Origin of the sequence: Thermaerobacter sp. PB12/4term (genome assembly GCF_003403315.2) — a bacterium.
GTDB lineage: Bacteria > Bacillota > Sulfobacillia > Thermaerobacterales > Thermaerobacteraceae > Thermaerobacter.
Map to the genome: position 1 here is coordinate 1,160,263 of NZ_CP048407.1, position 13,264 is coordinate 1,173,526.

The window sequence follows — 13,264 nt, forward strand, 5'->3', positions numbered from 1 at the left end:
CCGGGTCGCATCCCCGCGGCGGCCGGTGCGCCCCGCCCTGCGCGGGCGGGGCGCCCGCCGGCCGGAAAGGAGTGGAGGAGCCTTTATGCGGCACCGCGTGGTGATCACCGGTGTCGGGGCCATCACGCCCCTGGGCGTCGGCGTGGAGGCCCTGTGGGAGGGGGTCCTGGCCGGCCGCTCCGGGATCCGGCGCATCAGCCGGTTCGACCCGTCCCCCTTCCCATCCCAGATTGCGGGCGAGGTGCCCGACTTCGATCCCACCGCCTTCATCGACCGCAAGGAAGCCCGGCGCATGGACCGCTTCACCCAGTTCGCCATGGCCAGTGTGGCCATGGCCCTGGCAGACGCCGGCATCGACCCGGCAGCCATGGACGGGCGGCGGCTGGGCGTGGTGATGGGGACGGGCATCGGCGGCATCGAGACCTTCGTGGAACAGGCCGCGGTGATGGCCGAGCGGGGCCCGGACCGGGTCAGCCCCTTCTTCATCCCCATGATGATCGCCAATATGGCGGCCGGCCAGGTGGCCATCCGCTACGGTGCCCGCGGGCCCAACAGCACCCTGGTGACGGCCTGTGCGGCCTCGGCCCACGCCGTGGGCGAGGCTTTCCGGATCCTCCAGCGGGGCGAGGCCGACGTGATGATCACCGGCGGTGCCGAGGCGGCCATCGTGCCCCTGGGACTGGCCGGGTTCTGCGCCATGAAGGCCCTCTCCACCCGCAACGATGCGCCGGAGGCCGCGTCCCGGCCCTTTGATCGCGGCCGCGACGGGTTCGTCATGGCGGAGGGGGCGGGGGCCCTGATCCTGGAAACCCTGGAGCATGCCCGGAAGCGGGGCGCCCGCATCTATGCCGAGATCATCGGTTACGGCACGACGGCCGACGCCCACCACATCACCCAGCCCGCCCCGGGCGGGGAAGGCGGGGCCCGGGCCATGGAGGCGGCCATGGCCGACGCCGGCGTCGACCCCGGGGACGTGGACTACATCAACGCCCACGGGACCTCCACGCCCCAGGGGGACGTGGCGGAGACCCAGGCCATCAAGCGGGTCTTTGGGGATCACGCCTACCGGCTGGCGGTCAGTTCCACCAAGTCCATGACGGGCCACCTTCTGGGCGCGGCGGGAGCGGTGGAGTCCATCCTCACCGTCCTGGCCCTGCGGGACGGCGTGCTGCCGCCCACCATCAACCTGGACGATCCTGACCCGGAGTGCGACCTGGACTACGTGCCCAACCGGGCCCGGCCCCGGGCCATCCGCGTGGCGCTGTCCAATTCCTTCGGCTTCGGGGGTCAGAACGCGTGCCTGGCCTTCCGGCGCTACGAGGCGGGGGCGGAGGAACGTGGCGCTTGATCGCCCGCAGGATGGGTCCACCGCCCCGGCCGGTGGGGCCGGTGCCCCTGTTGCCGGTTCGGCCGCGCCCGCCGGCGCTGCGGACGCCGGCCGGCCGGCCGGGACGGCGCGCGGCGGCGGGATGAACCCGGCCGGGCCGGCGCTGGCCGGCGAGCCCTTCCCTGGGGGAGGGCAGGCGCCCCCCGCGGGGGCGGCGCGGGCGGACGGCGGAGAGACCCGGTTCCCGCGGGCAGGAGACCCGGGCTGGGTGGAGGCCGTGGCCGCCTTGACGGGGGTGGCGCCGGCCCGGCCCGATCCCTTCCTGGAGGCGCTGACCCACGCCTCCTACCGGGCCGAGCATCCCGATACGGCCGGGCCCGACAACGAGCGGCTGGAATTCCTGGGGGACGCCGTGCTCAATCTTTGCGTGACGGACTACATCTTCCGCACCTACCCCCAGCGGCCAGAAGGGGAGCTCAGCAAGCTGCGGGCGGCGGTGGTCCGGGCCGAGACCCTGGCCGCCACGGCGCAGCGCCTGGGCCTGGGGGAACTGCTGCGCCTCGGGCGGGGCGAGGAGGCTACGGGAGGCCGGCAGCGGCCGTCGGTGCTGGCCGACGCCTACGAGGCCATGGTGGCCGCGGTCTACCTGCAGGAGGGGCTGGAGGGCGCCCGGGCCTTCATCCTGCGCACCCTGGGCGACGACATCCGGCGCCTGGCGGAGAGCTCAGGGGCTTGTGACGACCCCAAGACGGCCCTGCAGGAGCTGTCCCGCCGCCTGGGCCTGGGGGAACCGACCTACCGGGTCATCGGTGCGGCCGGCCCCGAGCACGACCCGCGCTACACCGTGGAAGTGCGGGTGGGCGGCCGGCCCCTGGCCCAGGCCGTCGGGCGGAGCAAGAAGGTGGCCGAGCGGGAAGCGGCCCGCATTGCCCTGGCCGGGCTGGAAGAGCCGGCCGGCCCCGGGGGCGCCGCCCCGGAGCCGGAGGGGACCGCCTGACCTCGAGCCGGCACCTGCGGTCCGGGACCGGGCACCGGCCGGAGTGCCCGCCGGTGGCGCCTGCGGCCCGCCTTCGGCCCCGAAGGAGGCAGGGCCGGGTTCCCGTGCGGCCCGGCGGGGTCGCCTGCCCCGCACCCGGCCGGCCCCGAACCACCGGAGTCAGGTGCCGGGCGGGACCCGGTACTGGTGGAGCGCCTTTCGGGCCCCTGCCGCCGGAGTGGCGGAAGGAACCCCCTCCCATCCCGCCGAAACATCCTCCGAGACCTGCCTGCGACGAGGGTCGCCTGCGTTGCATCCGTTCAAGCACAGCCGTTTCCATGGCTCACTCTGGGGGAGGAGTCGCCGTGGTGCAGGTGCTGAGGGTCTCGGCCAACTCGCGGCCCAAGGCGGTTGCCGGGGCGCTGGCCGCGGTGCTGCGGGAAGACGGTGCCGCGGAGGTGCAGGCTATCGGGGCGGGGGCCGTCAACCAGGCGGTCAAGGCCATCGCCATCACCCGGGGGTATGTGGCGCCCAACGGCATCGACCTCGTGGTGATCCCGGCCTTTGCCGACATCGAGATCGACGGCCAGCAGCGCACGGCCATCAAGTTCATCATCGAGCCCCGCTAGCTATCGCCCGGTGCCCCGGGGCCGCGCCCGGGGCCGGGTTCGTCCTACGACCTGCCCGTTGGACCCGGTGCCACGGCAGGTTTTTTTCTGTCGGGGAGGCGGCCATGTACCTGAAACGGCTGGAGCTTTACGGGTTCAAGTCCTTCGCCGACCGCACGCGGCTGGAGTTCGGCCCGGGGATCACGGCCATCGTCGGCCCCAACGGCAGCGGCAAGAGCAACCTGGTCGACGCCGTGCGCTGGGTCCTGGGGGAGCAGAGCGCCCGCCAGCTGCGCGGCAGCAAGATGGAGGACGTGATCTTCGCCGGCACGGCCACCCGCAAGGGAGTGGGGCTGGCCGAGGTGGTGCTCGTCCTGGACAACGAGGACGGCCGGCTGCCCATCGATTACACCGAGGTGACGGTGGCGCGGCGGGTCGACCGGGCCGGGGGCAGCGACTACCTGCTCAACGGCCAGCGGGTGCGCCTGCGGGACGTGCAGGAGCTGCTCTACGACACCGCCATCGGCCGGGAAGCCTACTCGGTGGTGGGGCAGGGCAAGATCGACGAGATCCTCAGCGCCCGGGACGAGGACCGCCGCGGGCTGCTGGAGGAGGCGGCGGGCATCACCCGCTTCAAGGTGCGCAAGAAGGAGGCGCTGCGCCGGCTGGAAGACGCCGAGCACCGCCTGCTCCGCCTGGGGGACATCCTGCGCGAGCTGGAAGACCGCCTGGACGGCCTGACAGAGCAGGCCCGGCGGGCCCACCTCTACCGGCAGTGGCGGGACGAGCTGGTCGACCTGGAGGCCCGCATGGTCACGGCCCAGGCCGTCCAGGCCCAGCGGCGCCTGGCGGAACATGCCCGGCGGCTGGAGGCCGTGCGGCAGCAGGTGGCCGGCGCCCGCCGGCGGCTGGAGGAGGCGGAGGCGGCCCGGGACGGCCTGCGCGCCCAGGCCCGGCACCAGGAGCAGCAGGTGGAGGCGGCCCAGGCGGCCCTGGCCGAGGCCGAGCGGGCCCTGGAGGCGGTGCGCACCCGCCTGGCCGTGCTGGATGAGCGGGCCGCCCAGCTGGCGAGCCGGGAGCAGGAGCTGGGCCGGCGGGCGGAGGAACTGGCGGCCCAGCGCCAGGCGGGGGCTGCGGGTGCCGAGGAGGCTGCTCGCCGCCACCAGGCTCTGCTGGCCGAGCTGGAGGCGGCACGGCAGGCGGAGCAGGAAGCCCGGGCCGCGGTGGCGGAAGCGGGGGCGGCCGTGGCCCGGGCGGAAGGGGCGCTGGCTGCGGCCCGGGAGGCGCACCTGGAGGCCTTGCAGGAACTCAGCCGGCTGCGCAACGAGCAGCAGGCCCGCCAGCGGGAACAGGCCCAGGCTGCCCAGCGGGCCGAGCGGCTGCGCCAGCGCCTGGAGGGGCTTGAGGCCGAGGCCCGGCGCCTGGCCGAGGAGGAGGCCGGCGTCGAGGCGGAGCTGGAGCGCCTGGCGGCGGCCGCCGCGGAGGCCGCCCGCCGGGAGGAGGTGGCGCGCCGCGCCCTGGAAGCGGCCCAGGCGGAGGCCCGGGCCGCCGGCCGGGAGGCCCAGCAACTGCGCCAGCAGGCGGGGGAGGCCTCGTCCCGGCTGCGGGTGCTGGAGGAGATGGAACGGGAGCACGAGGGGTTCTTCGCCGGCGTCCGGGCCGTGCTGGCCGGTCGGGATGGAGGCGATCCGGCTTACCGGGAGGTCATCGGCGCCGTCGCGGAGCTGATCCAGGTGGAGCCGCGCCTGGAGCGGGCGGTGGAGGTCGCCCTGGGGCCGGCCCTGCAGCACCTGATCACGCGGACGGCGGCGGGGGCCGAGGCGGCCATCGAGGCGCTGAAGCGCGCCCGGGCCGGGCGGGCCACCTTCCTGCCCCTGGACACCATCCGCCCCTCGGCCCCGGCCGACGCCGATCGCCAACTGGACCGCCAGCCGGGCGCTGTGGCCTGGGGCATCGACGCGGTCCGGTTCGACCCGGTCCTGCGCCCCGCCCTGGCCAACCTGCTGGGCCGGATCCTGATCGCGGAAGACCTGCCCGCAGCCCGGCGGCTGGCGGCAGCCAGCGGCTACCGGTACCGGATCGTCACCCTGGAAGGCGACGTGATCCATCCCGGCGGTGCCATGACCGGCGGCCATGACAGCCGCCGGCAGGAGTCCGCCGGCCTTCTGGCCCGGCGGCGTCAGGTGGAGGCCCTGCGGCAGCGGGTCCAGCAGCTGGCCGGCGCCCTGGCCCAGGTGGAAGACCGCCGGCGCAGGGCGGAGGACGCGGCCGCCCGGGCCGCTGCAGACCTGGAGGCCGCGCGCCAGCAGCGGCAGCAGGGGGCGGTAAGCCGGGCCCGGCTGGAGCAGCAGCGCCAGGCCGCCGCCCAGCAGCGGCAGCGGCTGGAGCGCACCATGGCCGACGTCCAGGACGAGCTGGAGGAACTGGCCGTCCCGGCAAGGGACGGTGACGGGCTGGCTCCGGAACAGGTGGAAGCGGCCGAGGCCCGGGCCCGGGAGGCCGCCGCGGCGGTGGCCGCAGCGGAAACGGCCCTTCAGCAGGCCCGGGCCCGGCGGGACCAGGTGACCGGCGACCTGGTCCGGGCCACGGCCCGGGTGGAGGGCCTTACCCGGGAAGGGAGGCTGCTGGCCGAGCAGCTGGAGCGGGCGCGCCAGGAGGCCCGGCGCCTGGAACTGGACGAAGACCGGCGCCGGGAGGAGGCGGCCCAGCTGGCCCGGGAACAGGCTGAGGTGGCCGCCCAGCGGCAACGGCTCCAGGCGGCGGTGGCGGAGGGCGAAGCCCGGGTGGCCGCCTGCCGCCAGGCGCTGGCCGAAGCCCGGGACGCCCGGGCCCGGCTGGCGGCCCGGCTGGACGCGGTGGAAGGGGAGTCGGTCGCCGCCCGGGCCGAGCTGGACCGGCTGTCGGACGAGCTGCGGCGGCTGGAGGTGGAGGCGGCCCGGCTGGAGAGCGAGCGGGACCGGCTGGTCGCCCGGCTGGCCGAGGACTTTGGCGTCCAGGAGGTGCCCGACGAACCCCCGGCGGGCTGGCAGGAAGGGGAGCGACGGGTGGCCGAGCTGCGCCGGCGCATGGCGGCCCTGGGCGAGGTCAACCTGGCGGCGGTGGAGGAACACGAGCGGGTTTGCCAGCGGTACGCCTTCCTGGAGCGCCAGTACCGCGACCTGCAGCAAGCCCGCGAGGCGCTGCGCGCCGTCCTGGCCGAGATGGACCGGGAGATGGAGCGCATCTTCCGGGTGACCTATGAGCGGCTGCGGGCGGAGTTCCGCCAGGTGTTCCGGGAGCTCTTCGGCGGTGGCCACGCCGACCTGATCCTGGGCGAGGGGGACGCCCTGGAGGCCGGGGTCCAGGTGGTGGCACAGCCGCCGGGCAAGAAGCTGCAGCACCTGTCGCTGCTCTCCGGCGGCGAGCGGGCCCTCACCGCCATCGCCCTCTTGCTGGCGCTGATCCGGGTGAAGCCCACGCCCTTCTGCCTTCTGGACGAGATCGACGCCGCCCTGGACGACCGCAACGTGGACCGGTTCGCCCGTTACCTGCGGCGGTTCACCGGCACGCAGTTCATCGTGATCACCCACCAGAAGGGGACCATGGCCGCTGCGGATACCCTCTATGGGGTGACCATGCCCGAGTCGGGGGTGTCGCGGGTGGTGTCGGTCCGCTTGGCCGAGGTGGCCGCCGCGGGCGAGGGCGAAGGGCGCGGGGCGGTTCCTGGTGCGGCCGGGAGCGAGAGGGAAGCCCGCCGGCCGCCCGGTGCCGAGGACCAGGCCGGCGGGACCGCCGCGGGCCGGGGGGAGGCGGGTCGAGGCCGGAGCCCCGCGGGTGCGGCCCGCCAGGAAGCCATGGAGGCCGCGGGGGATTGACCCTGGGAGACGGGGGACGCGAACCCCCACGGGGCCTGGAAGAACGCGTCTTCAGAGAGGAAGGTCGGACCGTGATCTGGAGCAAGCTCAAGGCGGGCCTGGCCCGGACCCGGGAGCAGCTGGCCGGCCGGATCCGGGCCGTGGTCCAGGGGGCGGCCCTGGATGAAGCCCTGTTTGAAGAGCTGGAGGCCGTGCTGATTACCGCCGACGTGGGGGTGGCCACCACCCAGCGGCTGCTGGAGCGGCTGCGGGAGCGGGTGCGGGCGGAGGGGGTGCGGGATGCCGCCGCCGTGCCGGGACTCCTGGCCGAGGAGATGCGGGGCATGCTGGAAGCGGTGGCCGCCCCGCCCGCGGCGCCGGGCCGTCGCGCCGGTCCCCTGGTGATCCTGGTAGTAGGGGTCAACGGCAGCGGCAAGACCACCACCGTGGGCAAGCTGGCGGCCCGTTATCGCCAGGAGGGGTGGAAGGTGGTGGTGGGAGCGGCCGACACCTTCCGCGCCGCGGCCATCGACCAGCTGGAGCGCTGGTGCCAGCGGGCGGGGGCCGACCTGGTGCGCCAGCACCCGGGAGCGGATCCGGCGGCGGTGGCCTTCGACGCCCTGCAGGCGGCCCAGGCCCGGGGTGCCGACGTGCTGCTGGTCGACACGGCCGGCCGGCTCCATACCCGGGTCAACCTGATGGAAGAACTCCGCAAGACGCAACGGGTCCTGCAGCGCCTGGATCCCACGGCGCCCCATGAGGTGCTGCTGGTGCTGGACGCCACCACGGGCCAGAACGCCCTGGCTCAGGCACGGCACTTCACCGAGGCCGTGGGCGTGACCGGCATCGTCCTGACCAAGCTGGACGGAACGGCGCGGGGCGGCATGGTGGTGGCCATCGCCGACCAGTTGCGGCTGCCGGTGAAGTGGGTGGGCACCGGTGAGGGGGCCGACGACCTGGCGCCCTTTGACCCGGCGGAGTTCACCCGGGCCCTCTTCGAGGGCACGCCGGCCGGCGCGGAGGCCTGAGGGCTCCAGGACAGCCCGGCAGGGGCGGCCTCACGGCCCGTCAGGCCTGTCGGGGGTGTGTCAAGGATTTTTGCTTGACGCGTCGCAGGGCGTGGCGTACCATGGCTGGCGGTGCAGCCACCGGTTCGGCCCAGGTCGACGAGGAGGCGCGATCATGCCCGACGCCAGGGCTCCGGGCCGCAGGCCCCGATCCACCGGCGGGACGAACCCGGCGGCCGCTGGGGGAGCAGGCTCGGCGGAGCCGGCGCCGCCAGCGGCGGGCCCGGCAGGGGCAGGCGCCGGTGAACGGGCCGGCTGCTGCGGGCCTTCACCGGGCGGAGCGGTAGCCGGTTCCCTGGAGCCCCTGGAGCGGACCTTGCGCCTGCACCGGCTCTACGACCTCTACCGCGGGCTGCTCACGCCGCGCCAGCAGGACGTCTTCGAGCTGTACCACTGGCAGGACCTCTCCCTGGGGGAGGTGGCCGAGCACCTGGGCATCTCCCGCCAGGCGGTGCACGACCTGTTGCGGCGCAGCGAGGCCCTGCTGGAGGAAACGGAAGGCGCCCTGGGGCTGGGAGTGTGGCGGGAGCGGGCGGCCGGCCACCTGGACCGCCTGGAGGCCGCTCTGGGTGCCGCCGCGGCGGCGGCTGGGGCGGGTGGACCGGCCGGGAGGCCTCTTGAGGAGGCGCTGGCCATCGTGAGGGCGCTGCGCCGCGAGCTGGAGGCGGGGCCGGCTCCTCCCGGTGCGAAACCGGGCGGGGCGGAACGGCCGGGGCCGGCACCGGCGAGGTGAGGTGTGATCATGGCCTTCGAGGGCCTGGCGGAAAAGCTGCAGGCGGTCTTCAAACGGCTGCGCGGCAAGGGGAAGCTGACCGAGGCCGACGTGGAGGCGGCCCTGCGGGAGGTACGCCTCGCCCTGCTGGAGGCCGACGTCAACTTCAAGGTGGTCAAGGACTTCATCGCCCGGGTGCGGGAACGGGCGGTGGGCCAGGAGGTCCTGGAAAGCCTCACCCCGGCCCAGCAGGTCATCAAGATCGTCCACGACGAGCTGACCCAGCTGATGGGCGGCCAGCACGCCCGGCTCGACCTGGGCGGCGAGCTGCCCGCCGTGGTGATGCTGGTCGGGCTGCAGGGGTCGGGCAAGACGACCACCGCCGCCAAGCTGGCCCGGCTCCTCACCCGCCAGGGACGCCAGCCCCTCCTGGTGGCCGCCGACGTCTACCGTCCTGCGGCGGTGGAGCAGCTGGTCACCCTGGGCCAGCAGGTCCAGGTGCCCGTCTACGCGCCGGGCACCGACCGCGATCCGGTGGACATCGCCCGGGAAGGGGTTGCCGAGGCCCGGCGCCGGGGCCGGGACGTGGTGCTGATCGATACCGCCGGCCGGCTGCACATCGACGACGCCCTGATGGACGAGCTGGAGCGCATCCGGCAGGCGGTGGCACCGCGGGAGATCCTGCTGGTGGTCGACGCCATGACCGGCCAGGATGCCGTCAACGTGGCCGAGACCTTCCACCGGCGCCTGGGCATCGATGGCGTCATCCTGACCAAGCTGGACGGCGACGCCCGGGGCGGTGCGGCCCTATCGGTGCGGGCGGTGACGGGGCGGCCGATCAAGTTCGTCGGGCTGGGGGAGCGGGTCGACCAGCTCGAACCCTTCCACCCGGAGCGCATGGCCTCCCGCATCCTGGGCATGGGCGACGTGCTCTCGCTGATCGAAAAGGCCCAGGCGGCCTTCGACGCCCAGCAGGCCCAGCGGCTGGAGCGCAAGCTGCGGGAGCAGACCTTCGACCTGGAGGACTTTCTCGAGCAGCTGCGCCAGGTGCGCAAGATGGGCCCGCTGGACCAGCTGCTGGCCATGATCCCGGGGCTGGGCGGCCGGCTCAAGGACGTGACGGTGGACGAGCGGGAGCTGCGCCGGATCGAGGCCATCATCCAGTCCATGACGCCCGAAGAGCGGCGGCGGCCCGAGATCATCAACGCCAGCCGCCGCCGGCGGATCGCCATGGGCAGCGGTACCCGGGTGCAGGACGTCAACCGCCTGCTCAAGCAGTTCGCCGAGACCCAGCGCCTGATGAAGCAGGTGGCGGGAGCCGCCCGGCGGGGCCGGCGCGGTCTGGGCAACCTGCCCTTCCCCCGCTAGCGGGTCCGGTGCCGCCGGGGCCGGGGACCGGGCCATGGCCCGTCCGGCCGGCTGCGCCGGGGCGCCGGAAGCTGCTCCCGTCCAACCGGCCCTGCCGGGGTGACGGAGCGAGCCGAATCCAAGCGTTGCTGCGAGGTGATGCTGCGTGGCGCTGCGCATGCGCCTGCGCCGGATGGGCGCCAAGAACAATCCCTTCTACCGCGTGGTGGTGGCCGACGCCCGCTCGCCGCGGGACGGCCGGTTCGTCGACGAGATCGGGTATTACAACCCCACCACCGATCCGGCCACCATCAAGATCAACGAGGAGAAGGCCATCGAGTGGCTGCGCAAGGGAGCTCAGCCCACGGACATGGTCCGGGTGCTCCTGAAGCGCACGGGCGTGCTGGAGAAGTGGCAGCAGCGGCGGGCCGGTGCCTGACAGGCGGATGCCGCCGGGCCGGCCGAAGGGCGCGGGCGCTCCAGGTGAGCTCCGGCAGCAGGGTTCATCCCCTGCGGCGGGGCGGCCAGGGCCCGGGAGGCGATCGAGGTGACGCAGGATGAAGGAACTGGTGGAGTTTCTCGTCCGCTCCCTGGTGGACGATCCCGACCAGGTACGGGTCAACGAGGTGGCGGGCGAGCAGACGGTGATCCTCGAGGTGCGGGTGGCCCCGGAGGACGTGGGCAAGATCATCGGCAAGCAGGGCCGTATCGCCCGCGCCATCCGCACGGTGGCCCGGGCCGTGGGCGCCCGCGCCGGCAAGCGGGTGGAAGTGGAGATCCTGGACGGGGACGGGCGGGGGACGGCCGCCCGGTAACCCTGGCCGCCATCCTGGCGCCCTGGGGCATCCGCGGCGAGGTCAAGGTCGACCTGCTGAGCGACGACCCCCAGCGCCTGCAACCCGGTTTGGAGGTGCTGGTGGCGCCGCCGGATGGCGGGCCGTTGCGGCCCGAGCGGGTGGAATGGGCACGGCCCCAGGGCCGGTTCTGGCGGGTGAAGCTGGCCGGCTGCCCCGATCGGACGGCGGCCGAGGCGTTGCGGGGCGGGCGGCTGCAGGTGCCGGAGGACCAGGTGCCGCCCCTTCCGCCCGGCCAGTATTACGTCTTCCAGCTGGTGGGGCTCGACGTGGTGGACCCCGGTGGCCGGAAGGTGGGCCAGGTGCGGGATGTGCTGCGCTATCCGGCCAACGACGTCATCGTGGTGGATGGGGACGGGGGACGGGAGTTTCTGATCCCCGCCATCCGCCAGGCCGTGGCGGCCGTCGACCTGGAGCGCGGGCGCCTGGTCTTGGGCGACCTGCCCGGCCTGCTGGACTAGCGAGAGTCCCGGCCCCGGCCATGCGGTCCCGGCACGGCAAGGAGGCGCGGCGTGCGCATCGACGTGCTCACCCTGTTCCCGGAGATGGTGCGGGCGCCCCTGGAGACCAGCATGATGCGCAAGGCCCGGGAGCGGGGCGCGGTGCGCCTGTTCGTCCATGACCTGCGGGACTGGGCGGAGGGCAAGCACCACGTCACCGACGACCGGCCCTTCGGGGGCGGCCCGGGGATGGTGCTGAAGCCCGAGCCCATCTTCAGGGCGGTGGACGACCTGCTGGGTCCCGGCGGGGCCCGCAGCCGCGGCCCGGGGGTGGAGTTCATCCTGCTGGCCCCCCAGGGCCGGACCTTGACCCAGCAGGTGGCGGCCGACCTGGCCCGGCGGCACTGGCTGGTCCTGCTCTGCGGCCACTACGAGGGCGTGGACGAGCGAGTGCGCCAGGCCCTGGTCACCGACGAGATCTCCATCGGCGATTACGTTCTGACCGGGGGCGAGCTGGCGGCGCTTGTGCTGATCGACGCCGTGGTCCGGTTGCTGCCCGGGGTGCTGGCGGAGGGTGCCGCGGAGCAGGACTCCTTCGCCAGCGGGCTGCTGGAGGGCCCCCAGTACACCCGCCCGCGGGTGTACCGGGGCATGGCGGTGCCCGACATCCTGCTGACGGGGGACCACGGGGCCGTGGCCCGCTGGCGGCGGGAGCAGGCGCTGCTGCGGACCCTGGAGCGCCGGCCCGACCTGCTGGAGAGGGCCGAGCTCACCTCCGAAGACCGGCGGTTTCTCGCCCAGGCGGCCGCGCGGCTGGGGAGGAACCGGCCGCCGGTGTGATATAATCCCGCCGTGATCGACGCCGCCGTGCCGGCGCTTGAGCGGCAGGGCGGCAGGTCCATGGACAGGGTGGCAGTTTCACAAGCGGGTGAAGGAGCGAGACGGGATGGACCTGATCAAGAGCCTGCAGCAGGAGTACATGAAGCAGGACGTGCCCGATTTCGGTCCGGGCGATACGGTGCGGGTGCATTTGAAGGTGAAGGAAGGCGGCCGCGAGCGGATCCAGGTCTTTGAGGGCACGGTGATCGCCCGGCGGGGGGGTGGGCTGGACGAGACCTTCACCGTCCGGCGCATCGCCTCCGGGGTCGGCGTGGAGCGGGTGTTCCCCCTGCACTCGCCGGCCATCGAGCGGATCGAGGTCACCCGGCGCGGCAAGGTGCGGCGGGCGCGGCTCAACTACCTGCGCCAGCTGCGGGGCAAGGCGGCGCGGATCAAGGAGAAGCGGTAACGGTCGCCGCGGCGGCCGGTTCATCCAGGGACTGGGTATCCAGTCCTTTTCTCATTTTTGACCGTCCAGGCTTGGCATCCCCCGGTGCAGGGTCGGGGGCGGGCGGAGAGGAGTGACCCCCCAGGTGGCGTCGCGGGGAGGCGCCGCCCGCGAGGTCGTGCAGACCTTGCTGGTGGCGCTGGTGCTGGCGCTGGTCATTCGCGGGTTCGTCATCGAATCCTTTCTGGTGGACGGCATCTCCATGGAGCCTACCCTGCACGACGGCGAGCGCCTGCTGGTGGACAAGTTGACCTACCGCTGGCACCCGCCCCAGCGCTTTGACATCGTCGTCTTCCGCTATCCGCTGGACCCGGCCCGGGATTTCGTCAAGCGGGTGATCGGCCTGCCGGGCGAGACGGTGGAGATCCGCCAGGGACAGGTCTACGTCGATGGGCGCCCGCTGGAGGAACCCTATCTGAAACAGGCGGGCGAGGATTTCTACCCGCCCACCACGGTGCCGCCGGGCCACGTCTTCGTGCTGGGGGACAACCGCCCCCATTCCGATGACAGCCGCAGCGGGTGGACGGTGCCCGTGCGGGATATCATCGGCCGGGCCTGGCTGGTGTACTGGCCGCCGGCGGAGGCGGGGCTGGTTCCCCACCCCTGAAGGGGGGTGCCCGACCTCCGGGGGCGCGGAGCGGCAGGTCTCCGGGCCGGCAGGCCCCTTGGAAACCGGCGGGGTCATGGCCCCCGCGGTAGGGACCGCGCCGGCCGGCGGGCCACCGGCACGCGCATGGGGGCCGCTCCCGGCACGGGCACGGGGTGCGCTGGAC

At 74.1% G+C, this 13,264-nt stretch carries 13 protein-coding genes; all 13 read left to right on the forward strand.

The window, feature by feature from the left end; genetic code table 11:
- The first annotated feature begins 85 nt into the window (after positions 1-85).
- On the forward strand, positions 86-1,348 hold the full coding sequence (gene fabF / locus DYI95_RS04725; RefSeq protein ID WP_116901562.1) for a beta-ketoacyl-ACP synthase II: 1,263 nt from the start codon (positions 86-88) through the stop codon (positions 1,346-1,348).
- A gap of 247 nt (positions 1,349-1,595) precedes the next feature.
- Positions 1,596-2,324 (forward strand): ribonuclease III, encoded by a 729-nt coding sequence (rnc, locus tag DYI95_RS04730; RefSeq protein WP_243149868.1) that lies wholly within the window; start codon positions 1,596-1,598, stop codon positions 2,322-2,324.
- Between the two features lie 347 nt (positions 2,325-2,671).
- Positions 2,672-2,932: a stage V sporulation protein S gene (locus tag DYI95_RS04735; RefSeq protein ID WP_040827856.1), complete on the forward strand. Its 261-nt coding sequence runs from the start codon at positions 2,672-2,674 to the stop codon at positions 2,930-2,932.
- A gap of 104 nt (positions 2,933-3,036) precedes the next feature.
- Positions 3,037-6,765: a chromosome segregation protein SMC gene (smc, locus tag DYI95_RS04740; RefSeq protein WP_116901561.1), complete on the forward strand. Its 3,729-nt coding sequence runs from the start codon at positions 3,037-3,039 to the stop codon at positions 6,763-6,765.
- Positions 6,766-6,836: 71 nt separating this feature from the next.
- Positions 6,837-7,772: a signal recognition particle-docking protein FtsY gene (gene ftsY, locus DYI95_RS04745; RefSeq protein WP_207710008.1), complete on the forward strand. Its 936-nt coding sequence runs from the start codon at positions 6,837-6,839 to the stop codon at positions 7,770-7,772.
- Between the two features lie 154 nt (positions 7,773-7,926).
- Positions 7,927-8,544, forward strand: coding sequence for a YlxM family DNA-binding protein (ylxM, locus tag DYI95_RS04750; protein WP_243149869.1), 618 nt, complete (start codon positions 7,927-7,929; stop codon positions 8,542-8,544).
- Between the two features lie 9 nt (positions 8,545-8,553).
- Complete coding sequence (gene ffh / locus DYI95_RS04755; RefSeq protein ID WP_116901592.1) at positions 8,554-9,891, forward strand: signal recognition particle protein; 1,338 nt, start codon at positions 8,554-8,556, stop codon at positions 9,889-9,891.
- 145 nt (positions 9,892-10,036) lie between these two features.
- Positions 10,037-10,309 carry a 30S ribosomal protein S16 gene (gene rpsP / locus DYI95_RS04760; protein ID WP_006904993.1) on the forward strand — a complete coding sequence of 91 codons (273 nt, stop codon included), beginning with the start codon at positions 10,037-10,039 and terminating at the stop codon, positions 10,307-10,309.
- A gap of 118 nt (positions 10,310-10,427) precedes the next feature.
- A complete protein-coding gene (locus DYI95_RS04765; protein ID WP_006904992.1) occupies positions 10,428-10,685 on the forward strand; it encodes a KH domain-containing protein in 258 nt (85 codons plus the stop codon).
- 14 nt (positions 10,686-10,699) lie between these two features.
- Entirely contained in the window at positions 10,700-11,185 is a 486-nt protein-coding gene (rimM, locus tag DYI95_RS04770) for a ribosome maturation factor RimM (RefSeq protein WP_256366271.1), read from the forward strand.
- Between the two features lie 51 nt (positions 11,186-11,236).
- Complete coding sequence (gene trmD, locus DYI95_RS04775; protein ID WP_116901560.1) at positions 11,237-12,004, forward strand: tRNA (guanosine(37)-N1)-methyltransferase TrmD; 768 nt, start codon at positions 11,237-11,239, stop codon at positions 12,002-12,004.
- Positions 12,005-12,110: 106 nt separating this feature from the next.
- Positions 12,111-12,452, forward strand: a complete 342-nt coding sequence (gene rplS, locus DYI95_RS04780) for a 50S ribosomal protein L19 (protein WP_006904989.1) — start codon at positions 12,111-12,113, stop codon at positions 12,450-12,452.
- A gap of 124 nt (positions 12,453-12,576) precedes the next feature.
- Positions 12,577-13,098, forward strand: coding sequence for a signal peptidase I (gene lepB / locus DYI95_RS04785; RefSeq protein ID WP_116901590.1), 522 nt, complete (start codon positions 12,577-12,579; stop codon positions 13,096-13,098).
- The last annotated feature ends 166 nt before the right edge of the window (positions 13,099-13,264 follow it).